Here is a 21,895-nt window from a genome sequence, read left to right as displayed (position 1 = left end):
TACTTAATTGTAAAAATATGGTATAATTAATCTCTAATATACAAATATCCATGATTTTAGTATATGGTATTTTCAGTTATTTAATTATATATGTAAAAATAGAATGAGTTAAGAAATATAAAAGTAAATTAAGGAGGGAAGTTAAATGGGGAAATCTAAATCAAAAATAAAATCGTTATCTGGACCTAAACTAATAAGAATTTTATTTCCAGAAATTCAAGTGATAGATCATATAAAAGAAAATGGGATGATAAATAAAGAATACTTTAAAAAGAATAAGAAAGTATTAAATAATAATATTATGAATACTAAGGATAAGATAGGGGAAAAAGTTGTTTCTAATAAAGATAAAATAAGTAGTTTTAATGAACAATTAGTTTCAAATATGTCAAGTGATTCCAAAAATATTAAAGCTAGCAAAACAGTAAATATTAATAATACAAATAAGGAAGAATTAGACAAGGTATTTAACCTAGTAGAAAATACACTTTCAGATTATGTACTTGGCCAAAAAGAATACTTATCCAAGTTAGCAATTGCATTTAAAAGGCCATTTGTATACGGAAATAAAAATGGTGTAAGTAATACAATTTTAGTAACTGGACCAAAAGGATCTGGTAGACACTTATCAATAAAAGCTATAACTAAATTTTTAAAAGAAGAAAAAATAATAAAAAGAAATGGAGTATATTCAATAGATCTTTCAAAATATAAACTTGAAAAAGATGCAGATAATTTATTTTTATCAGATCTTTATAATGCACTTTATGGTAGTGAACAGGTAGTTGTATTTGATAACTTTGAAAAGTGCCATCAAAGTGTTTTAGACTTGCTTAGCAAACTGGTAATAGATGAGAAGATTAAACTAAATAGAAGATATATGGATCAACTAGGACAATTGGTAGATGTTACAGGAAAAGGTAATCTTACTTTGAATACTACAGATGAGATTTTAGCAAATGGAAAGTATTTAGTGTTTATAACTGAAAAAAATGAGGAATATATTAAAAATACATTTTCAAATAATTTTATGAAAAAAATAAACGATATTATAAGCACAGTAGAACTTACTAGAGAAAGTTTATCTATAATTTGTAAGTTTATTTTAAATGAATACAAAACAAAGATAAATAATAATTTACATATATCTATAGAATTTGATAATTCTGTATTAAATTATGTACTTGAAAAATTTGATAAAAGCATAGGTGCTCATGGGTTAGATGAATTTGTTGAAAAACATATATATGCTCCTTTAGTTGAACTAGAACTAACAGGAAAAATAAATAATGATTATATATATGAATTAAAATTAGAAAATGATGAATTAGTATTAGTTAATCAATTAGAATCTATAAAATTATCATCTATATTAAAAGTTACTGAATCAGATAGTTTATCTGACTTAAATAAAGAACTAGATAATATAATTGGATTAAGTAGTGTGAAGGAATTTATAAGAAAATTAGAAGATAATATAAAAATTCAAAACATAAGAAAAAACAATGGAGCTAAAGAAGCTAAATTATCTCTACATATGATATTTACCGGAAATCCAGGTACAGGTAAAACTACTATGGCTAGAATAATGGCTAAATATTTAAAGGCGCTAGGGTACTTATCTAGTGGACACTTAGTTGAAGTTTCTAGAAATGATTTAGTAGGTCAATATGTAGGAGAAACTGCACAAAAGACTATGAATAAAGTTAACTATGCTATGGGAGGAATTTTATTTATAGATGAGGCTTATGCCATAGCTAGAGATGAAAATGATATCTTTGGAATCGAAGCAGTAGATACTATTGTAAAAGCAGTTGAAGATAACAGAGATAACTTAGTAGTTATATTAGCTGGATACACTAAAGAAATGGAGAATTTCTTAAAAACTAATAGTGGACTTAAGTCTAGATTTAATTATAATGTTGAGTTTGAAGATTATACTCCTATTGAATTGCTTGAAATATCTAAAGTTATAGCAAAATCAAATGGATATACAATAGATGAAAACTTAGATGATAGTTTAATAGAATTATTTGAAGGTAAGCAGATAAAAGGTAAAAATGATAGTGGAAACGGAAGATTAGCAAGAAACATAATAGAACAGGCTATTGCAAATCAATCAAATAGATTAGCTAAATTAGATGAAAAAGATATAAATAAAGATGAAGTAAATAAACTTACAATAAGTGATTTTGGACTAGATAAAAAAGAATCATTTAATCTTGAAGAAGAATTAAGTCAGGTTGTAGGATTATATGAAGTAAAAGAATTTGTAAAAAATTTAGAAAAACAATTAATAGCAAAAGAGAAGAGAAAGCAAGTTGGAGTAAATGTGGAATTATCTCAGTCTCTTAATATGATATTTACAGGAAATCCAGGAACAGGAAAGACTACAGTTGCAAGACTTATAGGAAATCTTATGAAAAACATGGGAATATTAAAATCTGGACAAGTTATAGAAACTGATAGAAGTGGTCTTATAGGACAATATGCAGGTGAAACTACTAAGAAAACGACAGAAGTATTCAAATCAGCTTTAGGAGGAGTATTATTTATAGATGAAGCTTATGCATTAATGTCTTCTGAGAATGACCCTTTAGGAAAAGAAGCTGTAGATACTTTAGTTAAACTCATAGAAGATTTTAGAGAAGATATAGTAGTTATACTTGCAGGGTATGATAAAGAAATGAAAGACTTTTTAAATACAAATTCAGGATTAGAATCTAGATTTCCTTTAAGTATAAACTTTAAAGATTATGATATAGAGGAGTTAGTAAAAATAGGAAAGTTAATGATAAATAGTAAAGGATTTATCTTAGATGGAAATTCAGAAGATGAACTTGAAGATGCTATAAAAAAAGAAAAACATAAAAATTCAACTCAATCTGGAAATGGAAGAATGGTAAGAAATATAATAGAAAAAGCAATAAGAAACCAATCCTCAAGAATTGCTGAGATGGATATAATTGATGAACAGTCAGCTGTATTATTAAAAGAAGAAGATTTTGGCATTTATGCTAAATCAGAAGAAAACTTCAATTTAGATGAAAAGTTAAATGAAGTTGTAGGTCTTAATGAAGTTAAAGAATTTATAAGAAGCCTTCAAGCACAACTTAAAATAAGAGAACAGAGAAAATCTTTAGGGTTACCAGTAGATGAATCACAAACTCTTCATATGATATTTAAAGGAAATCCAGGAACAGGTAAAACTACGATGGCAAGAATAGTTGGAGAAGTTCTGTATAGTATGGGAGTGTTAAATAGTAAGACTTTTGTTGAAACAGATAGAAGTGGATTAGTTGCTGGCTATGTAGGGCAAACAGCTATAAAAACTAAAGAAAAAATAGAGTCAGCAATTGGAGGAATATTATTTATAGATGAAGCTTATGCTTTAGCACAAGATGCAGGAAGTGGTAGTGGATTTGGAAAAGAAGCTATAGATGCTTTGGTAAAAGGGATGGATGATAATAGAGATAATTTACTAGTTATACTAGCTGGATATAGTGATGATATGGATAAATTTTTAGATACAAACCCAGGACTAAAGTCTAGATTTGCAAATATCATAGAATTTAAAGATTATTCAGTTGATGATTTACTGATTATTGCAGATAACTTATTTAGGAATAAAGGATATGTAATAACTAAAGAAGCCAGATTAAAAATGAAAGATATATTTAAAGAAGCTTGTAAAGTTTCTGATTTTGGGAATGGTAGATACGTTAGAAATATATTTGAAAAAGCAGTAAGAAACCAAGCTGTAAGACTTGAAAAAATTGATAATTTAACTAAAGAGTATCTTGTTACTATTGAAGCGTGTGATGTATCTGAAGTTAATTTATAGGAAAGAGGTGAAACTATGAAATTTATATTTAAGATAGTAAGTAATGTAATAACAGTAGCTTATGGTGTAATTTGTATGCCATTATTGGCACTTATTTGTATATTTTTCCCAATCATGACCATAGTAGATGCTTTTAAAATAATAAGTACAGGATATACAGTTTACGGAGATTATATTTCACTACTTATAGGTATGTTAATGATTATGTATATTTCTTTAAGGTTTAGAGCACTAAGAAGAATATATAGTATTTTTCCATCTTTATTTGAAACTCTTAAATATTTAATTATATCAAGTATTTTTATAGGCTTAGGAACTGAAATATTAAACTGGAGTTATGAAGTATTAACTCCAGGTAGAAAAATTTTTGGAATAGTATCATTTGTAATATCAATAGTACTTTGGAGAGTGTTTGTATCGATATATTATAAAAAAAGACCGCTTTCAAAAACTATGTTAGAAGATGTAGAAAAAATGCAAAATTATAATGAAGAACTTATCTAATGGGGGTTATAATGAAAAAGTTTAATAAAAATATACAAAATGAGTTTGAAGAATTAAGTGATACTAATACAAAGAAATCAAAACCAGATGAAATCATAGATAAAGTAAATATATATGAAGAAGATTCATATAAACAATTTAAAGATGATGAAGAGAAGGATGAATATATAACTCCTTCTATGAAAAAGTTTAGAACAGTTATAGGTGGTATATGTATAGCAATGTTTATATTTTTTATGTTTCAAGGAGTATTAAATCAGGATTATAGGGATAATTTAACCTCTGGAGCTATAGAAAATATAAAAGTAGGAGATATATTAAGTAAAGAAAATTTAAAGCTTGATGCGAAAGATGCATCTATAGATGTTGCAAGCGGATTTGGAAATTTAGAAATAGCAATTTGGAATTTTGCAGAAAAAGAAGATAATGACTACGTTCAAGTATTTATAGATGGAGTGGCACAAGGAGCACCTTTTTCAATTAGACATAAACCAGTAAAAATAAGTGTTCCAGACAAAGGGGTTATACAAGTACAAGGTGTAAGAGATGGAAGTAATAATGGTATTACCTATGCTGTTCATTTCAATAAAACAGGAGAAACATATTTAAACACGGTACCATTAAACTCTAAGAATACATATACAATTATAAGTAAATAGCCATAACTATATAATAACTATGCTAATATTACAGTAAAAAATTAAAATGAATTGAACATAATAAAATAGATGTTTAGAGAAAATAAAAGTTCTGCATATTTATATAGTATAAATAACAGACCAGTATCAATTGCAATGGTTAGTGGAGTGTTTGAATATAAAATAGGTCTGGCTATAGGTTATGGAGTTCTTGTAATATTAATAACTACGATACTTAGTTTTTTAATTCAAAAAATAGGAACTATAAAATAATCATTTTTAATCTTTCAAAAATATTATTTTATTAAAAAGCTTTAGTTAAAGTTTTAATAGGCGTATAAATATATAAAATAATGTAGTATGGAGGATAAAATGGCATATAAATGGACTGATGACTTACTAACGGGAAGTACTCAAATTGATAATGAACATAAAGAACTTATAAAAGCAATTAATGATTTATTAGAAGCTTGTAGCAAAGGGAAAGGAAGAGCTGAACTAGAAAAAACAGTAAAATTCTTATCTTCTTATACAAAAACTCACTTTGCTCATGAAGAAGTTTTACAAATAAAATCTAAATATCCAGATTATAATAATCATAAAAAACACCATCAACACTTTATATATACTGTTGAAAATATAAATAAAAAGCTTTTAGAAAATGGGCCGAGTATTGTTTTGGTTGGAGAAATCAACAGTAAAGTTGCAAATTGGATAATTAATCATATAAAAAAAGAAGATGTTAAAGTAGCAGAACATATAAGAAACAACTCTAAATAAGTTTATATATAACGAAATAAAGCGAAAATTTATCACATGGAAATAAACTTAAGTTGATAATAGATAGTAAATGTGCTAAAATTACAATAAAAAATTAAAAGAAAGGGAATGGAATAAAAGAAAATGAACATATAATTTACTTTTTAAATTTACAGTATTATAAATTTTTAAAACCTACTTTGGTAGGGATATTTATGATGCTTAAATTAAGGAGAGTAAATTATAAATTTTACTTTTATTTGCTGTACCTATTAATAGAGTCTCTCCTTATATTTAAGTGCAAATAAGGAGGGATTTTTTATGTTATTAGTAAGCATAGATAAATTAAAAAAATATTATTTAGATCGATTAATACTAGACATATATAAATTTGAAATACAAGAAAATGATAAAATAGGATTAGTTGGAGCTAATGGAGCAGGAAAAACAACTTTGATAAAAACATTAATAAGAGATACTGATATAGATGAAGGACATGTATACTTAACAAATAGCTATTCCTATGTAAGTCAAAATGAGGATATAAAAGATTTATACATTGACAATAAAATAAAAAGTTTATTAAATGCACCAAATAAATTTGAAGATTACTTATCTGGTGGAGAAAAAGTAAAATTAAAAATTGTAAATGCATTAAAAGAAAAAAAGAAATTGATAATAGCTGATGAGCCAACTTCAAACTTAGACCAAGAAAGTATTAAAATTTTAGAAAAAATGTTAAAAAATCATAATGGAGCACTATTGTTAGTGTCCCATGATAGGCAATTTTTAGATTCCTTATGTAATACAATAGTTGAAATAGATGAAGGAAAAATAAAAGTATATAAAGGAAATTACACAACTTATTTAAAGCTTAAAGAAAAAGAGGTAAAAAGACAAGAGTTTGAGCATGAACAATACAAAATAGAGAAAAACAGATTAGAAAATGCTAAAATTCAAAAAAATGAACTTAAAAATAGTATAAGAAAAACTCCAAAGAGAATGGGAAACTCTGAAGCTAGGCTTCATAAGATGGGAGGGCAAAGAGGAAAGAAAAACTTAGATGGAAATATAAAAGCTATACAAAGTAGAATTGATAAATTGGAAGTAAAAGAAAAACCAAAGAATATTAATCAAATAAAAATATATATTCAAGATGGTATGGAGATAGTAAGTAAGAATTTAATAGAAGTAAAAGATTTAACTTTAAAAGTAGATGAAAAACTTTTGCTAAATGATGTTTCCTTCAAGATAAAAAGAAATAAAAAAATTGCTTTAATAGGTGAAAATGGTTGTGGCAAAAGTAGCTTAATAAAAGAAATTCTAAAAAATAACAATGAAGCTATCAAAATAAATGAAAGAGTAAAGATAGGATACTTTTCTCAAAGTCAAGATACACTAAACATGAATAAAAGTATATTAGATAATATAAAAGAAGTATCTTCTTTTGACGAAACTTTCATAAGAATAAATTTAAATTTATTTGGATTTAAAGGTGATGAGGTTTATAAAAAAGTAGGAGTTTTAAGTGGAGGAGAGAAAGTTAAAGTAGCTTTATGTAAAATAATATTAGAAGACAATAATTTACTATTATTAGATGAGCCAACTAATTATTTAGATATTATCTCAATGGAAGCTTTGGAAAAATCCTTAAGAAGTACAAATAAAACTATGTTAATAGTATCTCATGATAGAAGCTTTATTAGTTCTGTTTGTGACTATATAATTGAAATTAAAGATAAAAGTTTAAGGGAGTTTAATGGCAATTTAAATGAATATGAAAAGTCAAAAACTATAGTAAAGCTTGATAAACAAGAACAAATAGACAAAGATAAAATTTTAGTTTTAGAAAACAAATTAAGCCATATAATATCTATGCTATGTATAGAAGATAATATAAATAAAAAGCAAGAATATGAAAAAGAATATGAAAGCTTATTAAATAAAATAAATAAATTGAAAAATAAATAATGTATCAAATATTTATATAGCCATATGAAATATGTAGAAGTAAAAAGTTTTTTTAGTAATAAAAAAGGATGTAGATAAATTTATCTACATCCTTTTTAAAATAAAGTTAAAAATTAATTATACGTTAAGCACATTTTCACTATCTAAATTAAGTGCAATCTCAATGCCTTCAAGAGTAGTGTTTAAAGCTACACGAGGGCTTTTCGCATCTCCAATAATATGGAAAGGTATTTCTAAATCTCTACATTTTGATTGAACGTCTTCTAAAGCTACTGAAGTTGCACCAAGAGCAACCACTACAGCATCACAATTAACGCTAGTTTCAGTTTCATCTTTAACATATACAACTTCATTTTCTTTTATTTCCATAACCTTAGCATTAGTAACTTGATTAACACCTATTACATACATGTTTTCAAGCATATTCATACTTCTAATCCAGCCTAAATCTCCACCTAATCTTTCAGCTTCATCAATAATTGTACATTTTACGCCTTTATTAGTTAAGTATTGAGCAGTTTCTAAACCTACCATTTTTCCGCCAAGTATAACCACATTACCAGAAAGTTCTGCACTACCAGATAAAACTTCTTCATAAGTAAATACGTTTTTACTTTCTATACCTTTTATTTCAGGTTTTGAAGCAACAGCACCAGTTGCTATTATTACTTCATCAGGATTAATTTGAGATATTAATTCAGGAGTTACAACAGTATTCAATCTAACATCAACACATAAACGAGTAGATTCTTTAGCTTCCCAATTAACAGCATCAAGCATCTCACCTTTATATGGAGCAGCTCCAGCTAAGTTAAATTGACCACCTAATTTATTGCTAGCTTCACATAAAATTGGGTTATGACCTCTAACTTTTAGCATGTTAGCAGTCATCATACCACCTATACCACCACCAGCTATTAAAACTGTCTTAGGGCTAGTTGTTTTAGTAATAGGTTGACCTTCTTTACCAACCATAGGATTTCTCATACAAGTAATTGTAGGAATATTTGGATTCATTATAGAGTCAAAGCACCCCTTCAAGCAACCAACACATAAACGTATACTATCAGTTTTACCATCTCTTGCTTTATTACAGAATTCATGATCTGTAATTTGACCACGACCTATGGCAACTAAATCGCATTTTTCTTCTTCTATAAATTTATTTGCAATTTCTGGATGATTGATTCTACCAACTCCAACAACAGGCATTTTAATAGAATCACGTATTTTTTTTACATTTTCAATGTTATATCCACGAGGAGTGTCAATTGAAGGAACTTCATATTTTAAAGCTGCAGACTTATTATTACCTCTTGAAATATCAATTACATCAACACCTTCAGCTTTAGCCATCTTTAAAAACTCAATTACATCTTCTATAGTAAGTCCATTTTGAACATAATCATCTAATGCATCTACGCGCATAAATAAAGGCATAGTTTCTGGCATATTAGCACGCATAGTACGAATAACTTCAAGTGAAAATCTTGCTCTATTTTCTAAAGAACCACTATATTCATCATCACGTTTATTAAAAGCAGCACTTAAGAATGTATGAGGAAGGTAAGTATGAGCAGCATGGAATTCTATAGCATCACAGCCAGCTTCTACTGCCATTTTAGTTGATTTTCCATAACAATCAACAATTTCTTTTATATCTTTATGAGTCATACCTTCTGTAACCATAGGAGTTCTATCTTTTGGAAGTAGAGCTATTGCAACTTGACCACCATGCCAAATTTGAACACCTATTTTACCACCAACGCTATGTACGTTATCTATAAGTTTTTTCATACCTTCAAAATGTTCATCTTTGTAAAGGGCTAAATAACCATTACCATGAGTACTTGTGTGTATAGCACAAACCTCAGTAAAATTAAGTCCACATCCACCTTTCGCAATTGCTACGTGATAATCAATTAATTTTTGAGTAACAAGTCCAGTAGGAGAAGCCATTTTTGTCATCATTGCTGGAAGTATTACACGGTTTTTTATTTCTAAATCTTTTATTTTAAATGGAGAAAATAAAGAATTATAGCTCATAATAATATCACCTTTCACTATTAAAATTTATTATTTAGTTATACGTTATACTTATAAAATTACATTACAATTCCACCGTCAATATTTAATATTGCACCAGTAGTATATGAAGAATCCTCTGAAGCAAGGTATACATAAGCACCAGCCATTTCATAAGGTTCAGCCATTTTTCCAAGTGGAGTCATTTGTCTCATATATTCAACCATTTGATCTGTAACAAATTCTTTTACCATTTCAGTAGCCACAGAACCAGGAGCAACAGCATTAACTCTTATATTGTATTTACCAAGTTCTCTAGCAAATGATCTTGTAAGACCATTTACAGCAAATTTAGAAGCTGTATAAGCACATTGTCTTCCAGCACCATTTACACTTACTAAAGAGCTTGTGTTAATTATATTACCACCGTGGGCTTTCATAATTTTAACAGCTGCTCTTGTGCAACGGAATATTCCTGTAACATTTACGTCCATAACTTTTTCAAATTCTTCATCTGTCATTAAATCAACATCTTTTGTAGCTGTAATACCAGCATTATTGACTAATATGTCAACATAGCCCCATTTATCAACTACTTGTTTAAACATTTCATTGATTTCATCATTATTTGACATATTTGCATGAACTGCCATAACATCAGCATTAGGATATTTTTCTTGGATAAGATTTAGTGCTTTATTTGCAGTTTCAGCTTTACTTCCACATATTGCAACTTTAGCACCTTCTTTGACATATCTATCAACTATAGCAAAACCAATACCACGTGATCCACCAGTAACAATTGCAACTTTATTTTTTAGTTTCATAAAATTAATTCCTTTCAAATTTAGTTTATATGTTATTTACAAAACAGTTACAATGGATTTATAAACTAGAGAAGATAAAACAAAACTAAAAAATTTAATTTAAGATGATAAATAAATTTTTATTCAATTAATAGAATTGAGTATTCGAAATAATTATATTATTAGAAATGATTAAAATTTTCAAAACAACTATTGAGATAATCGTAAGATACATAATTTAATTTGTCAATAAATTTTTAAAAAATTAAAATTATAAATTTTTATAAAAAATTAAAAAAAGCTGCAAAATTTAATATTTGCAACTTTTTTAACTATTAGAAAGCAAATCAGATATTGTTTTTGAAATATCTAATAAATCTTTAATAATATCTTGTTTATGAAACTTATTTAAGTAAGATTTGTGTCCGTATATGCTAAGTGTTGCTATAGCTTTCCCATTATTTAAAATAGGTGCACAGTAGCAAAGTTCATCGAAATGATACTCCCCAGATTCATAAGCATAACCATCATTTTTTACCTTTTTTAAGTAAGTAACTAAATCATCAATATTTGTAAAAAAGTTATCCTTGAATCTGCTATTAGATACTTTTGAAAGGTAAATCTGTATTGCTTTATTACAAGACTCCAACTGGCAGTTATAAGCTAACATACAATGAGCCACAGCAGGACGATAAGCCTCGCAATTTAGAGGGTCATCATGTAGTGAATAAAAAGTTGTAGTGTAGTAACCAGAGTAGTTTCCTATCACAAAAACATTTGAACCTTCAATTACAGATAAAGAAACTGAATTGTTGTATTTTTCAGCTAAAAATGCCATATATGGTCTTGCAGTAGTAGCTAATGGTAAATTATTAGCAGCTGAAAATCCAAGAACAAGAGCTTTATTACCTATTGTATACAGACCTGTTTTAGGATCTTTTGACAAAAAATCTTTTTGATACATTGTGGTTAAAGTTCTATGAACAGTACTTCTGTGTAAGTTCATAATTTCAGCAATAGAAGAAACGGACATTTTACCACCATTTGCATGAATAAGACTTAACATATCTAAAGCCCTATCTAAACTTTGTAAAGAAGACAAACTTATATAAACCCCTTTCGAAATATATAATTTTTTCTTATAGTATAGCATAATTTAATGAAAATTAAAAAAATAATAAAAAACTATTCCACATAGCGCAACAACTGAAAAATAAATAATAGCTAAAAAATTTGAAAAATAAATTAAGCATATAATAAAAATACTGAATTTACAATGTATTAATAATTTTTCATAAGAAAATAGTTTGAAAATAATGTTGCGGTATATGGAAAGTATTGCTAGAATAAAATTGAAATATATTTTAATCACTTAAAAACTTATTATTTTCAGTAAAATTCAAAACAGTTACATTTAAATCAATTCAAATATAATCAGATTAAATTCAATTAATTCAAAATAATAAAATTTAAAACAACTAAATTGGAAATAATTACACTTAATTAAATTCAAAACAACTATTAAAATTTATTTAGGGGAGAAGTAATTATGGATAATTTTAAACTATATACACCAATTAACATCGGTAATGTTGAAATAAAAAACAGAGTTTTAATGGCACCTATGAGCCTTGGTTATGAAGAAAAAGATGGAAATGTAAGTTCCAGACTTAAAGACTTCTGGATTGAAAGAGCCAAAGGTGGAGTAGGTCTTATTGTTGTAGATGCAGTTACAGTAGATAGCTCAGTTCCATATCTAGGATTTACAATTAGTTTAGGAGAAGATAAATTTATTCCTACATTTAAAGAATTTGTAGCTGAAATTCATGCTAATGGTTCAAAATTATTTCCTCAAATTACACACCCGGGACCTGAATCTATTTCATGGATGTTTGGTAAAACACCAGTAGCTTCTTCAAACTATATAAATGGTTTAGGAAAATCAGTTAGAGAACTTAAAGTAGAAGAAATTGAATCTATAATTGAACAATATGGTGATGCTGCAAGAAGAGCTAAAGAAGCAGGTTGCGATGGAGTAGAGTTTCACTGTGCCCATGCATATATGTTAGCAGGTTCTTTCTTATCGCCGCTTAGAAATAAAAGAACAGATTGCTATGGAGGAAATTTAGACGGTAGAGCTAAATTTGCTCTTGATGTAATTAAAAATATAAAGAAAAAAGCTGGAGATGATTTCCCTATACTTATGAGAATTTCAGGTGATGAAAGAGTATTAGGTGGAAACACATTAAATGATATGTTGTATTTAGTGCCTAAATTTGTAGAAGCGGGGATAGATGCTTTTGAAATTTCTGGTGGAACTCAATATGAATTATGTTGGAAGATAATTCCTTGCCACTATGAATCACCAGGAGTAAACATAAAAGAAGCTGAAGCTATTAAAAAAGTTTCTAAAGTACCTGTATTTGTAGTTGGCAAGATTAATGATATAAAACTTGGTGAAAATTTAGTTGAAAGAGACGTTGTAGATGGAGTAGTATTTGGTAGACCTTTACTTGCTGATCCTGAACTTGTAAATAAAGGATTTGAAGGAAGATATGAAGATATAAGACCATGTGCAAGTTGTGGTGGACCTTGTATAACAAGAGAAAGATCTAACCCAGTTGCAAAATGTGCGATAAATCCTGAGCTTGGTCGTGAAAAAGAAATGGCTATTACAGAAGCAAAAATAAAGAAAAATGTAGTAATAGTAGGTGGTGGACCAGCTGGATTAGAAACTGCAAGAATTGCAGCTAAAAGAGGTCACAAAGTTATTTTAATTGAAAAGTCAGATAGACTTGGAGGTCAAATAAATCTTGCATCTATTCCTCCTCACAAACAAGATTTAACAAGATGGGTTAAATACTTAAAAACTCAAGTTGAAAAATCTAATGTTGAAGTAAAATTAAATACAGAAGCAACAGCTGAATATATACAAAAATTAAATGCAGATATATGTATTATCTCAACTGGTTCAACTCCATTTATACCAAAAGTAAAAGGCATAGAAAATATTGAGGTTATTACAGGTAGTGATGTATTATCTGCAAAAGTTAAAGATGCAATACATGGAAAGGTTCTTGTAGTTGGAGGCAGTCTTGTAGGATGTGAAGTTACAGAAACAATATTGCACAATGCAGTAGGACCTGTACAAATCCATATGATTGAAATGTTAGGTGAAATTGCACCAAATCTATGCCCAAATAATAAGGTACCTCTTATAAAAATGCTTAATGAAAAAGGTGTTGTAATGAGTACTAATACAAAACTTTTAGAAATCACAGAAGATGGTACAAAAGTTATAGTTGAAAAAGATGGAAAAGAAGAAGTGCTAAGTGGATTTAGTAAAATAATTTTCTGTTGTGGTGCAAAACCAGTAAATAATTTAGCAGAGGAGCTAAAAGATATTGAAGTACATGTTATAGGAGATGCAAATAAGCCAGGACAAGTGCATCATGCTATTGAGGCAGGAGCAACACTTGCAAGAAAAATAGGAGATGTAGAAAATCCAGATGGCGAAAAAGTACTTGCAAATTAAAAAAGGGGGAGACAGTATGAGTACGATTGAAAAGCTAGAAAAAAGATTAATAGAGATGGAAAAAGAAATTACAAGACTTAAAGATATAGAAGCTATAAAAAGTTTAAAGGGAAAATATTTACGTTGTTTAGATTCAAAGTTATGGGATACAATAGGAGAATGTTTTTGTGAGGATGTAACTACAAGTTACTCAGATGGAAAACTTTCTTTTACAGGAAAAGAAGAAGTTGTAAATTTCTTTAGAACTTGTATGCCACCAGAACATATAACTATGCATCAATGTCATACTCCTGAAATCGAGTTTGAAAGTGATACTAAAGCTTTTGCATACTGGTATTTAGGAGATAATTTAATATTATTAGATAGAAACATGGGAATCAGAGGCGGAGCATTTTATCGTGAAAGCTATGAAAAAATTAATGGAGAGTGGAAGATAAAAACAATTGGATATAAACGTACATTTGAAGAAAGATGGGATAGAAACGATCCCAAAAGTGCAAAAATTACTTATAATATGCATAGTAAAGAATAAAATAAAAACAGGTATTGATAAAAATCAATACCTGTTTTTATTTTATAGATTTTTTATATTTTATAAATTTGATATTCATAGTAATGTAGGATTTGCAATTTTTATATAAAATTATTATATCTTAAATAACCAAGTTATTAACTATTATGTAGGAGATAAAGCTTTTGTATTAAATATAGTGATGGTTTTATTTTTAATAATATGCATTTATATATGTTATTTTGATGGTACGTATTATACATTTAAAAGAAATATTTAAAATTAGAATAGTACAATTAGAATATATAATACATCAAAAATAATAAAACTAGCTAATATTTATTATTTGTGTTATAATAAATATTGTAGTAATACAAAAGTAAATCAAGAAAAATCTTGATCGGTTTATAGGAGATAGTCAAAATGACTAATGGAATAGTAAAATGGTTTAATAACGAAAAAGGTTTTGGATTTATATCAGTAGAAGGTGGAGATGATGTATTTGCTCATTTCTCAGCTATACAAACTGATGGATTCAAATCATTAGAAGAAGGTCAAAGAGTAAACTTTAATATAGTTAAAGGTGCTAGAGGTCCTCAAGCTGAAAACATAACTATATTATAATATATATATTGTTTTTAAAGATCCTTGCGAGGGTCTTTTTTTATATATTTAAAAATAGAGTACAAGTATAATCAGATTTATTGATTTTTATTTTTATATATAAAATATAAAGGAAGATGGGAGATGTAGAGGATGTATAAGATTGGAGAATATATTATTTATGGAAATGATGGGGTATGTAAGGTAGAAGATGTGGGTGTACTCAATATTTCAGGTATTAACAAAAAAAGAATTTACTATACACTTAAACCATTATATGAAAATGGGAAAATATTCACACCAATAGATACTAGTGTCTTTATGAGAAGTTTAATTAATTATGAAGAAGTTCAACAATTAATTGAAAGTATCCCTTATATAAAAGACAAAAAATGTAATGAGAAAAATTCAAGGTTATTACAAATTTATTATAAAAATCTATTGCAAACTCATGAATGTTCAGACTTATTAACTTTAATAGCAGGTATTTATGAAAAAAAAGATAAGGCTATGAAAAATGGGAAAAAACTTGGGCAAATAGATAATAGGTTTATGAAAGTAGCTGAAGGTCTAATCAATGATGAGTTTTCAGTTGTTTTAGGAATACCTAGAGAAGAAGTAGCAGACTACATTAAAGAAAAAATAAAAGAGTATGAAAATAAATAGTGAGTCCATAATTAAATTTATACACTCTTACTTAAATATTGTTACTGTTTTTTAATAAATACAACATTAAAATTTCAATAAATATAATAACAATATTTAAATAAATGGCATATATAAAATAAGTAAGTATTTTAATATTTATATAAAAATTAAATTAAGGGGGAGTGGATATGTTTGATAATATATCTATCACTGGAATTACATCTTTAGATAAATATCCAAACTCTAAATGTGAAAAATACTATAAACAATGTTTAGATGATATTATGTTATGTATTCCAGATGAAAAGCCTGATATAGAGTGCATAAACGAGGTTAATGCTAAAATATGTATTGAGGATTACTCTGTTTTAAATACGATATTAGGTCCTAAATTATTTATAACAGGTAAAAAAAATATCAAAATAATATATACAGCTGATAATTGTCAACAATCTCTTCACTCAGCTCATTGGAGTATTCCATTTTGTGAATTTGTATTGTTAAAAGACCTTTGTTATGATGAGTGCAAAGACATCATAGAATCTATTTTTATTGGATTAGAGAATATATGTGTTAGACATTTTGAAAAAAATATTATTGATATTTCTTTGCTATTTATTATTTGTCCTAAATTATATAATTTTAGTTATTGTCAAGATTGCAGAAATTATTGTAATAATAACCCAAATAAATATTATCAAGACATAGAAGAATATATTTATAGAGAAGATAAAGCATATGGGGGTAATGCAAGTCATGATTTTTATGATTCAAAATGGAATAAACACTACAAGTAAAATATAAATAAAAAAACATTACTGAAAATTAAAACTTTCAGTAATGTTTTTTTATTTATATTTTAAATATTGAATTACCTTCTTTAATTGTTTCTAAAATTTTTATATCTTTAATATCCATAGGATTAACTTTTAATGGGTTTTTATCTAAAATAATTAAATCTGCTAATTTACCTTCTTTTATGGCATCTAGTGGAGCAATTCTTTCATCTTCGCCTAATAATAATTTATTTTTAGTTACTCTATTTACAGAATACCATATAGTTTCTAACATATTAGGTTTTATAACTGGAGAGTCTTGATTGAGTGTAAATCTTATATATTTTTTTCAAGCAAGAATTAGCAAGGCTTATTTCACTAGCTCTTTTAAAACCAAAGTTTTTAATATGAATATCTCCCCAATGGTAAACATGGGCTAAAAAGAAAGATTGTATCATTTTAAGAGATTTTACTGAATCGAATTGATCTTTAGGAAGCAATTAAGCATGTATAATTACAGGTCTGATTTCATTATCTAAATTACATCTAAATCTATCATTTGTGTATTTTTACTTGTGAATTTTAATAAATCATTTTTTCTCCAACTTTAAATATTTTACCATCTTTAACTAAAATTGAATAATGTTTCTCTTTAGCATTATTTAACATTATACTATAAATTTATATTAATTAAAATTATCTCATATATAAGTAATAAGCTATATCTAAAAAGATAAATAACATATATGAGTTGATATTCATTTAAAATAAATGATATTATTTGTTTACTAAATAAATTTATGGGGAGGGAAAAATCATGAAGCAAAATAAATATGATGATAATGAATTTTTCAAAAAATATAGCCAAATGGATCGTTCGACCAAAGGTCTTGAATCAGCAGGGGAGTGGCATATTTTAAAAAATATGTTTCCATTATTTAAAGGTAAAAAAGTTTTAGATCTTGGATGTGGGTTTGGATGGCATTGTAGGTATGCAGCTGAACAAGGGGCAGCTTCAGTACTTGGAATTGATATATCAAAAAATATGTTAAACCGTGCAAAGGAAAACACAAATTATAATAATATAGAATACAGGTGTATATCTATAGAAGATATAAATTTTTCGAAAGAGAAATTTGATATAGTAATTAGTTCTTTAGTATTTCACTATATAAAAGATTTTGATAAGATATGTAAAATTATTTATAATAGTATGAATGACAATGGAGATTTTATATTTTCCGTTGAACATCCGATATTTACATCAAATGAAACTCAAGATTGGAATTACTCAAAAGATGGTGATATACTAAATTGGCCAATTGATAATTATCAAAGTGAAGGTATTAGAAATACAAAATTCTTAGGAGAAGATGTTATAAAATATCATAGAACTTTTGAAAATTATATAAATACACTTATTAAAACTGGATTTAATATTATACAAATTTCTGAACCAGTACCATCAAAACATATGGTAGATGAAAATCCATACTTTAAAAATGAGTTTAAAAGACCAATGTTTCTTATGATATCAGCTAAAAAGAGATAAAAATATGCAAATATCACAGGATATAATAAATATATAAAAAAGCTATTTTAAAATAGCTTTTTTATAATCTCATTTTTACATGAGGTATATTGCACTCATCATAAATATCAGATATTTCGTTAAACCCAAGGGATGAATATAGATTTTTTATGTATTCTTGAGCTGATAAAGTTATATGTTCTTCTTTTAAATTATTTTTGACAAAATTAATAGCTTCAATCATCATATCACGGGCTATACCATATCCTCGAGATTCTTTTAAAACTAATACACGACCGATAGATACATCTTCATAAGAACTAAATTCTTTTGGTATTATTCTGGCGTAAGCAACTATGTTATCATTTTTTTCGAGAAAAATATGATAACAATTTTTATCTACATCATCAAAATCATTTTCTTCAAATATATGTTGTTCACATGCAAAAACTTCATATCTAGCTTTAGCTATTTCATAAAACTCATTTGTACTTAAATCTTTAAAATGTTTTATTTTATACATACAATTATCTTCCTTTCAATAAATAAATTTAAGCATATAAATATATAATAACGTAATGAATATATAATTAGAAGTAGAGATAGTAATTTACAAAACATAGATAATTTACTATTATATAATCAAACAATAAAAGTTATGACTAAAGAAAGGGGAAAATATGAAAAAATTACTAATATCAATTATAATGTTTATGACTGTTGTAATTTTAACAGGTTGTGTAGATTCAGATATAACTTTAAATGTGGATAAAAAAGGAAATATAAGTGTATCTACTCAAATATTAAGTAACGATTATTTAATGGAAAATATAAAAGAGCAAGATTTAAAATCAAAATTTGATAATGTTGAAAAAATAAAAGAATCAGGAAAAAGTGGTTTTAAAATAACTGAAAATCTAGGAAATATTACCGATTTAAAAATAAAGGATAACAAAAACCTTAGTGAATATGCTGACATTATAGACATAAAGAAAAATGAGAAATTCTTATACTCAATGTATGATGTTAATATAAAATTAAAAGACTATATGCAAAAAAATATGAGTAAAGAAGAAATGGGAGTGCTTAATTTATTTGGTTCAGGATTTAATTTAGGACTTCATTTAAATGTACCAATAGAACTTACTGAATCAAATGCTACATCTAACTCTGTAAAAAATGGCATATACACATATAACTGGGACTTTACATTAAATAATTTAAATAACATACATGTGGAGGGAAAAGTACCGAATATAAAAAATATATTAATATTATCAGTAGCTATACTAATATTAATAATAGTATTAGCAATATTAATAATAAGAAAAATTAAAAACAAAGAAGATAAAAAATAGTTGGCAAGTTGCCAACTATTTTTTACTAAATTATGAATATAGTCTATAAACTAAAAATCTTTCACAACAATCTTTTTCATATAATCCATGTAGTCTAACTTCTTCAAATAGTAAAAATCCTGTATTATTTTCAAGAAAATATATATAATCTTCAGAAGGATAATAAAGTATTAAATCTATAACTCTTGGATTTTCGTCATAAGAATCTAAAATATTGTTTATGATTTTTCTAAATATATTAATTGAGAAAGGATTAAAAAAGTAAAATTTATTTTCTAAAGGTTTAATTTTATAATCTTGACCTAGCATACACTTAAAATCTATTTGAGTAGATAACCTTTTATGTTTATCTAAGTAATTCTCTTTATTAATTAAACAGTCTTTGTAATAATTTTCATCCATTTCAATTCCAGTAACACTACATTTAAAAAAACTATTTAGATAAAATATAAGTCTTCCTTTACCACATCCAAAGTCAACTACATAATCACTTTTATTCATAGTATAATTTTTAAATAATATATCAAGGGCGATGTATGAGGTAGCTTGATAAGGATGATAATGAGTTATACTTTCATCCCAAAGTTTCTCACCTGTAGTATTTATATTTAATAATTTCTCATAAAACTTTTCATCCATTTAATTTCCTCTTTCATTAATAAATATTAATTACTATATTGTATAGCTTTTTAAGTATATAGACAACAGTATATTAAATATTTGTAATATTATATGCATATCTTTTAGTTTTTACATTTTTTATGTATAATAATAATAAGTAAAGTCTAGGGGGTAGTGAATGTATTATAATAACAATTTAAAACAACTTAACATAGGATTATGTGTAATTATATTTATATGTGCCTTTTTATCCATGTTAAAAATAATTGCAGGGGAATTTATAACTAAAATGATATTAGTTGGCTTATCGCTTCAACAAATAACATTAGCTTATAATGAATACAAATTAAAGAAAACACATAGAGCGGTTTTTTCTTTATTTGTAGCTATACTTATAGGAATAGTTTTTATAAAAATATCTAAATAAACAGGAGGAGTATCATGGTTAAATTAATAGCAACTGATATGGATGGGACATTACTAAATAGTAATCACGAAATTCCAAATGACTTTAAGGAAACTATAGAAGCTTTAAAAGAAAGAAATATAATATTTGCTATATCTACAGGAAGAAATTATTTAGATATAGTTTATAAATTCAATGAGTATAAAGATGAATTACTATTTATATGCGAAAATGGAACAGCTATATATTATAAAGACAAGTGTATATATTCTAAGTTCTTGGAAAAAGATACTATAGACAAACTTGTAAAAATAGGTCGTGATGTAAAAGATGCATACCCTGTGCTTTGTGGAACAAAGGGGTTATATTTAGAAGATGATAAATCAATAGAATTGCTTAATATACATTTTCCAATGAATGTTCCAGTTATAAAAGTAGATTCATTACTAGATGTAGATGATGTAATATTTAAAGTTAATATGTTTGATATGCAAGATGCAGAAACAAATAGTTATTCTAGATTTAAAAAAGAAAATATAGAAAATGTAACATTAACTCCATCAGGTAAATATTGGCTAGATATGTATAGCTTAGGAGCTAACAAAGGAATAGCAATAAAAAAAGTACAAGAGATGTTTGATATAAGTTATGGAGAAACTATGGTTTTTGGAGATCATTTAAATGATATAGAAATGATGAAAAGTGCGTATTATAGTTATGCCATGAAAAATGGACATAATGATGTAAAAAAAATCGCTAATTTTGAAACTAAGTACACTAATGAAGAATGTGGAGTTACTAAAACTATACAAGAAGAAGTTATACAAAAGGAAACATTATCATTATAAAAAAACTATCTTAAAATACTAAGCTTTATATGTATTTTAAGATAGTTTTTTTATTTAAATAAATTTAGTAAATATTGTTGCGAGTGATATTGAATTATTATACTATTGTATTAAGTAATTAATACAATGAGGAAGTGATAAAACTTGACCTGGGAATTTGACAATAATAAACCTATATATTTACAACTAGTAGATATATTAAAATTTAAAATAATATCAGGGGAATTTGAAATAGGATCTAAATTAAATTCTGTAAGAGATATGGCATCAGAAGCAGAAGTTAATCCGAATACTATGCAAAGAGCATTGGCAGAGCTAGAGAGGGAAGGGCTACTACATAGTCAAAGAACAAGTGGAAGATTTGTAACAAGTGACGAAGATAAGATAAAAAACATGAGAAAAGAAATAGCAGACAAAGAAATAAATTCATTAAAAGAAAAATTAATCCAATTAGGATATAAAAAAGATGAAATTATAAACATTATAAAAATTAATATAATGGAGGGGTAAT

22 protein-coding genes are annotated in these 21,895 nt (G+C 26.5%); 16 read left to right on the top strand and 6 right to left on the bottom strand.

Annotated features, from left to right (window positions below):
• Positions 1 to 145 precede the first annotated feature (145 nt).
• The 6 genes from H8891_RS06400 (at position 146) to cplR (ending at position 7,716) form a co-directional block, all read left to right on the top strand.
• The gene (locus H8891_RS06400) at positions 146 to 3,844 is read left to right on the top strand and encodes an AAA family ATPase (protein ID WP_187005679.1); all 3,699 of its coding nucleotides are present in this window, start codon (positions 146 to 148) and stop codon (positions 3,842 to 3,844) included.
• 15 nt (positions 3,845 to 3,859) lie between these two features.
• On the top strand, positions 3,860 to 4,348 hold the full coding sequence (locus H8891_RS06395; RefSeq protein ID WP_187005678.1) for a hypothetical protein: 489 nt from the start codon (positions 3,860 to 3,862) through the stop codon (positions 4,346 to 4,348).
• 11 nt (positions 4,349 to 4,359) lie between these two features.
• Positions 4,360 to 5,007: a hypothetical protein gene (locus H8891_RS06390; protein ID WP_187005677.1), complete on the top strand. Its 648-nt coding sequence runs from the start codon at positions 4,360 to 4,362 to the stop codon at positions 5,005 to 5,007.
• A 69-nt stretch (positions 5,008 to 5,076) separates the two neighbouring features.
• Entirely contained in the window at positions 5,077 to 5,259 is a 183-nt protein-coding gene (locus H8891_RS06385; protein WP_187005676.1) for a hypothetical protein, read from the top strand.
• Positions 5,260 to 5,358: 99 nt separating this feature from the next.
• On the top strand, positions 5,359 to 5,766 hold the full coding sequence (locus H8891_RS06380; protein ID WP_187005675.1) for a bacteriohemerythrin: 408 nt from the start codon (positions 5,359 to 5,361) through the stop codon (positions 5,764 to 5,766).
• A gap of 300 nt (positions 5,767 to 6,066) precedes the next feature.
• Entirely contained in the window at positions 6,067 to 7,716 is a 1,650-nt protein-coding gene (cplR, locus tag H8891_RS06375) for an ABC-F type ribosomal protection protein CplR (RefSeq protein ID WP_187005674.1), read from the top strand.
• A gap of 117 nt (positions 7,717 to 7,833) precedes the next feature.
• Here cplR and baiCD read toward each other — a convergent pair whose 3' ends face one another.
• The 3 genes from baiCD to H8891_RS06360 all read right to left on the bottom strand — a co-directional run bounded on the left by baiCD (position 7,834) and on the right by H8891_RS06360 (position 11,700).
• Positions 7,834 to 9,762 (bottom strand): bile acid Fe-S flavoenzyme BaiCD, encoded by a 1,929-nt coding sequence (gene baiCD, locus H8891_RS06370; RefSeq protein WP_187005673.1) that lies wholly within the window; start codon positions 9,760 to 9,762, stop codon positions 7,834 to 7,836.
• Between the two features lie 59 nt (positions 9,763 to 9,821).
• A complete protein-coding gene (locus H8891_RS06365) occupies positions 9,822 to 10,568 on the bottom strand; it encodes an SDR family NAD(P)-dependent oxidoreductase (RefSeq protein ID WP_147543964.1) in 747 nt (248 codons plus the stop codon).
• A 307-nt stretch (positions 10,569 to 10,875) separates the two neighbouring features.
• Complete coding sequence (locus tag H8891_RS06360) at positions 10,876 to 11,700, bottom strand: IclR family transcriptional regulator (protein ID WP_276510611.1); 825 nt, start codon at positions 11,698 to 11,700, stop codon at positions 10,876 to 10,878.
• Between the two features lie 396 nt (positions 11,701 to 12,096).
• Here H8891_RS06360 and H8891_RS06355 point away from each other — a divergent pair, with 396 nt between their 5' ends.
• From H8891_RS06355 to H8891_RS06335, 5 genes are all read left to right on the top strand, one after another.
• A complete protein-coding gene (locus H8891_RS06355) occupies positions 12,097 to 14,082 on the top strand; it encodes an FAD-dependent oxidoreductase (RefSeq protein WP_187005671.1) in 1,986 nt (661 codons plus the stop codon).
• A 16-nt stretch (positions 14,083 to 14,098) separates the two neighbouring features.
• Positions 14,099 to 14,614: a nuclear transport factor 2 family protein gene (locus H8891_RS06350; protein ID WP_187005670.1), complete on the top strand. Its 516-nt coding sequence runs from the start codon at positions 14,099 to 14,101 to the stop codon at positions 14,612 to 14,614.
• A 402-nt stretch (positions 14,615 to 15,016) separates the two neighbouring features.
• Positions 15,017 to 15,217 carry a cold-shock protein gene (locus H8891_RS06345; RefSeq protein WP_187005669.1) on the top strand — a complete coding sequence of 67 codons (201 nt, stop codon included), beginning with the start codon at positions 15,017 to 15,019 and terminating at the stop codon, positions 15,215 to 15,217.
• A gap of 132 nt (positions 15,218 to 15,349) precedes the next feature.
• Positions 15,350 to 15,862 (top strand): CarD family transcriptional regulator, encoded by a 513-nt coding sequence (locus H8891_RS06340; RefSeq protein WP_187005668.1) that lies wholly within the window; start codon positions 15,350 to 15,352, stop codon positions 15,860 to 15,862.
• A gap of 170 nt (positions 15,863 to 16,032) precedes the next feature.
• On the top strand, positions 16,033 to 16,641 hold the full coding sequence (locus H8891_RS06335) for a DUF3794 domain-containing protein (protein WP_147543970.1): 609 nt from the start codon (positions 16,033 to 16,035) through the stop codon (positions 16,639 to 16,641).
• 55 nt (positions 16,642 to 16,696) lie between these two features.
• Here the strand turns inward: H8891_RS06335 and H8891_RS15255 are convergent, their stop codons facing one another.
• Positions 16,697 to 16,915: an amidohydrolase family protein gene (locus tag H8891_RS15255; protein ID WP_243207771.1), complete on the bottom strand. Its 219-nt coding sequence runs from the start codon at positions 16,913 to 16,915 to the stop codon at positions 16,697 to 16,699.
• 522 nt (positions 16,916 to 17,437) lie between these two features.
• Between H8891_RS15255 and H8891_RS06325 the strand changes: the two genes are divergently transcribed.
• The gene (locus H8891_RS06325) at positions 17,438 to 18,172 is read left to right on the top strand and encodes a class I SAM-dependent methyltransferase (protein WP_187005667.1); all 735 of its coding nucleotides are present in this window, start codon (positions 17,438 to 17,440) and stop codon (positions 18,170 to 18,172) included.
• A gap of 61 nt (positions 18,173 to 18,233) precedes the next feature.
• On the opposite strand, the gene H8891_RS06320 is transcribed toward H8891_RS06325, so the two are convergent.
• Positions 18,234 to 18,674 carry a GNAT family N-acetyltransferase gene (locus H8891_RS06320; protein ID WP_187005666.1) on the bottom strand — a complete coding sequence of 147 codons (441 nt, stop codon included), beginning with the start codon at positions 18,672 to 18,674 and terminating at the stop codon, positions 18,234 to 18,236.
• Between the two features lie 157 nt (positions 18,675 to 18,831).
• Here H8891_RS06320 and H8891_RS06315 point away from each other — a divergent pair, with 157 nt between their 5' ends.
• Positions 18,832 to 19,509, top strand: coding sequence for a hypothetical protein (locus H8891_RS06315; protein ID WP_187005665.1), 678 nt, complete (start codon positions 18,832 to 18,834; stop codon positions 19,507 to 19,509).
• A gap of 30 nt (positions 19,510 to 19,539) precedes the next feature.
• On the opposite strand, the gene H8891_RS06310 is transcribed toward H8891_RS06315, so the two are convergent.
• The gene (locus H8891_RS06310; RefSeq protein ID WP_187005664.1) at positions 19,540 to 20,148 is read right to left on the bottom strand and encodes a methyltransferase; all 609 of its coding nucleotides are present in this window, start codon (positions 20,146 to 20,148) and stop codon (positions 19,540 to 19,542) included.
• A gap of 160 nt (positions 20,149 to 20,308) precedes the next feature.
• Between H8891_RS06310 and H8891_RS06305 the strand changes: the two genes are divergently transcribed.
• From H8891_RS06305 to H8891_RS06295, 3 genes are all read left to right on the top strand, one after another.
• A complete protein-coding gene (locus H8891_RS06305) occupies positions 20,309 to 20,557 on the top strand; it encodes a hypothetical protein (RefSeq protein ID WP_187005663.1) in 249 nt (82 codons plus the stop codon).
• Positions 20,558 to 20,571: 14 nt separating this feature from the next.
• Entirely contained in the window at positions 20,572 to 21,384 is an 813-nt protein-coding gene (locus H8891_RS06300; RefSeq protein WP_187005662.1) for an HAD family hydrolase, read from the top strand.
• Between the two features lie 144 nt (positions 21,385 to 21,528).
• Positions 21,529 to 21,894 carry a GntR family transcriptional regulator gene (locus tag H8891_RS06295; protein ID WP_187005661.1) on the top strand — a complete coding sequence of 122 codons (366 nt, stop codon included), beginning with the start codon at positions 21,529 to 21,531 and terminating at the stop codon, positions 21,892 to 21,894.
• Position 21,895: the final 1 nt, after the last annotated feature.

Source organism: Paeniclostridium hominis (genome assembly GCF_014306135.1).
Taxonomy (GTDB): domain Bacteria; phylum Bacillota; class Clostridia; order Peptostreptococcales; family Peptostreptococcaceae; genus Paraclostridium; species Paraclostridium hominis.
The sequence above is the reverse complement of the archived record's forward strand: the minus strand, read 5'-3'. Positions and strand labels throughout refer to the sequence as shown.

What these genes read in the sequence shown, in the direction of transcription:
- H8891_RS06350 (WP_187005670.1), top strand. Translation starts at nt 14,099, where the DNA reads ATGAGTACGATTGAAAAGCTAGAAAAAAGATTAATAGAGATGGAAAAA.
- H8891_RS06335 (WP_147543970.1), top strand. Translation starts at nt 16,033, where the DNA reads ATGTTTGATAATATATCTATCACTGGAATTACATCTTTAGATAAATAT.
- H8891_RS06380 (WP_187005675.1), top strand. Translation starts at nt 5,359, where the DNA reads ATGGCATATAAATGGACTGATGACTTACTAACGGGAAGTACTCAAATT.
- H8891_RS06320 (WP_187005666.1), bottom strand. Translation starts at nt 18,674, where the DNA reads ATGTATAAAATAAAACATTTTAAAGATTTAAGTACAAATGAGTTTTAT.
- H8891_RS06340 (WP_187005668.1), top strand. Translation starts at nt 15,350, where the DNA reads ATGTATAAGATTGGAGAATATATTATTTATGGAAATGATGGGGTATGT.
- H8891_RS06325 (WP_187005667.1), top strand. Translation starts at nt 17,438, where the DNA reads ATGAAGCAAAATAAATATGATGATAATGAATTTTTCAAAAAATATAGC.
- H8891_RS06385 (WP_187005676.1), top strand. Translation starts at nt 5,077, where the DNA reads ATGTTTAGAGAAAATAAAAGTTCTGCATATTTATATAGTATAAATAAC.
- H8891_RS06355 (WP_187005671.1), top strand. Translation starts at nt 12,097, where the DNA reads ATGGATAATTTTAAACTATATACACCAATTAACATCGGTAATGTTGAA.
- cplR (WP_187005674.1), top strand. Translation starts at nt 6,067, where the DNA reads ATGTTATTAGTAAGCATAGATAAATTAAAAAAATATTATTTAGATCGA.
- H8891_RS15255 (WP_243207771.1), bottom strand. Translation starts at nt 16,915, where the DNA reads ATGTTAGAAACTATATGGTATTCTGTAAATAGAGTAACTAAAAATAAA.
- H8891_RS06395 (WP_187005678.1), top strand. Translation starts at nt 3,860, where the DNA reads ATGAAATTTATATTTAAGATAGTAAGTAATGTAATAACAGTAGCTTAT.
- H8891_RS06360 (WP_276510611.1), bottom strand. Translation starts at nt 11,700, where the DNA reads ATGCTATACTATAAGAAAAAATTATATATTTCGAAAGGGGTTTATATA.
- H8891_RS06315 (WP_187005665.1), top strand. Translation starts at nt 18,832, where the DNA reads ATGAAAAAATTACTAATATCAATTATAATGTTTATGACTGTTGTAATT.
- H8891_RS06305 (WP_187005663.1), top strand. Translation starts at nt 20,309, where the DNA reads ATGTATTATAATAACAATTTAAAACAACTTAACATAGGATTATGTGTA.
- H8891_RS06400 (WP_187005679.1), top strand. Translation starts at nt 146, where the DNA reads ATGGGGAAATCTAAATCAAAAATAAAATCGTTATCTGGACCTAAACTA.
- H8891_RS06310 (WP_187005664.1), bottom strand. Translation starts at nt 20,148, where the DNA reads ATGGATGAAAAGTTTTATGAGAAATTATTAAATATAAATACTACAGGT.
- H8891_RS06345 (WP_187005669.1), top strand. Translation starts at nt 15,017, where the DNA reads ATGACTAATGGAATAGTAAAATGGTTTAATAACGAAAAAGGTTTTGGA.
- baiCD (WP_187005673.1), bottom strand. Translation starts at nt 9,762, where the DNA reads ATGAGCTATAATTCTTTATTTTCTCCATTTAAAATAAAAGATTTAGAA.
- H8891_RS06300 (WP_187005662.1), top strand. Translation starts at nt 20,572, where the DNA reads ATGGTTAAATTAATAGCAACTGATATGGATGGGACATTACTAAATAGT.
- H8891_RS06390 (WP_187005677.1), top strand. Translation starts at nt 4,360, where the DNA reads ATGAAAAAGTTTAATAAAAATATACAAAATGAGTTTGAAGAATTAAGT.
- H8891_RS06365 (WP_147543964.1), bottom strand. Translation starts at nt 10,568, where the DNA reads ATGAAACTAAAAAATAAAGTTGCAATTGTTACTGGTGGATCACGTGGT.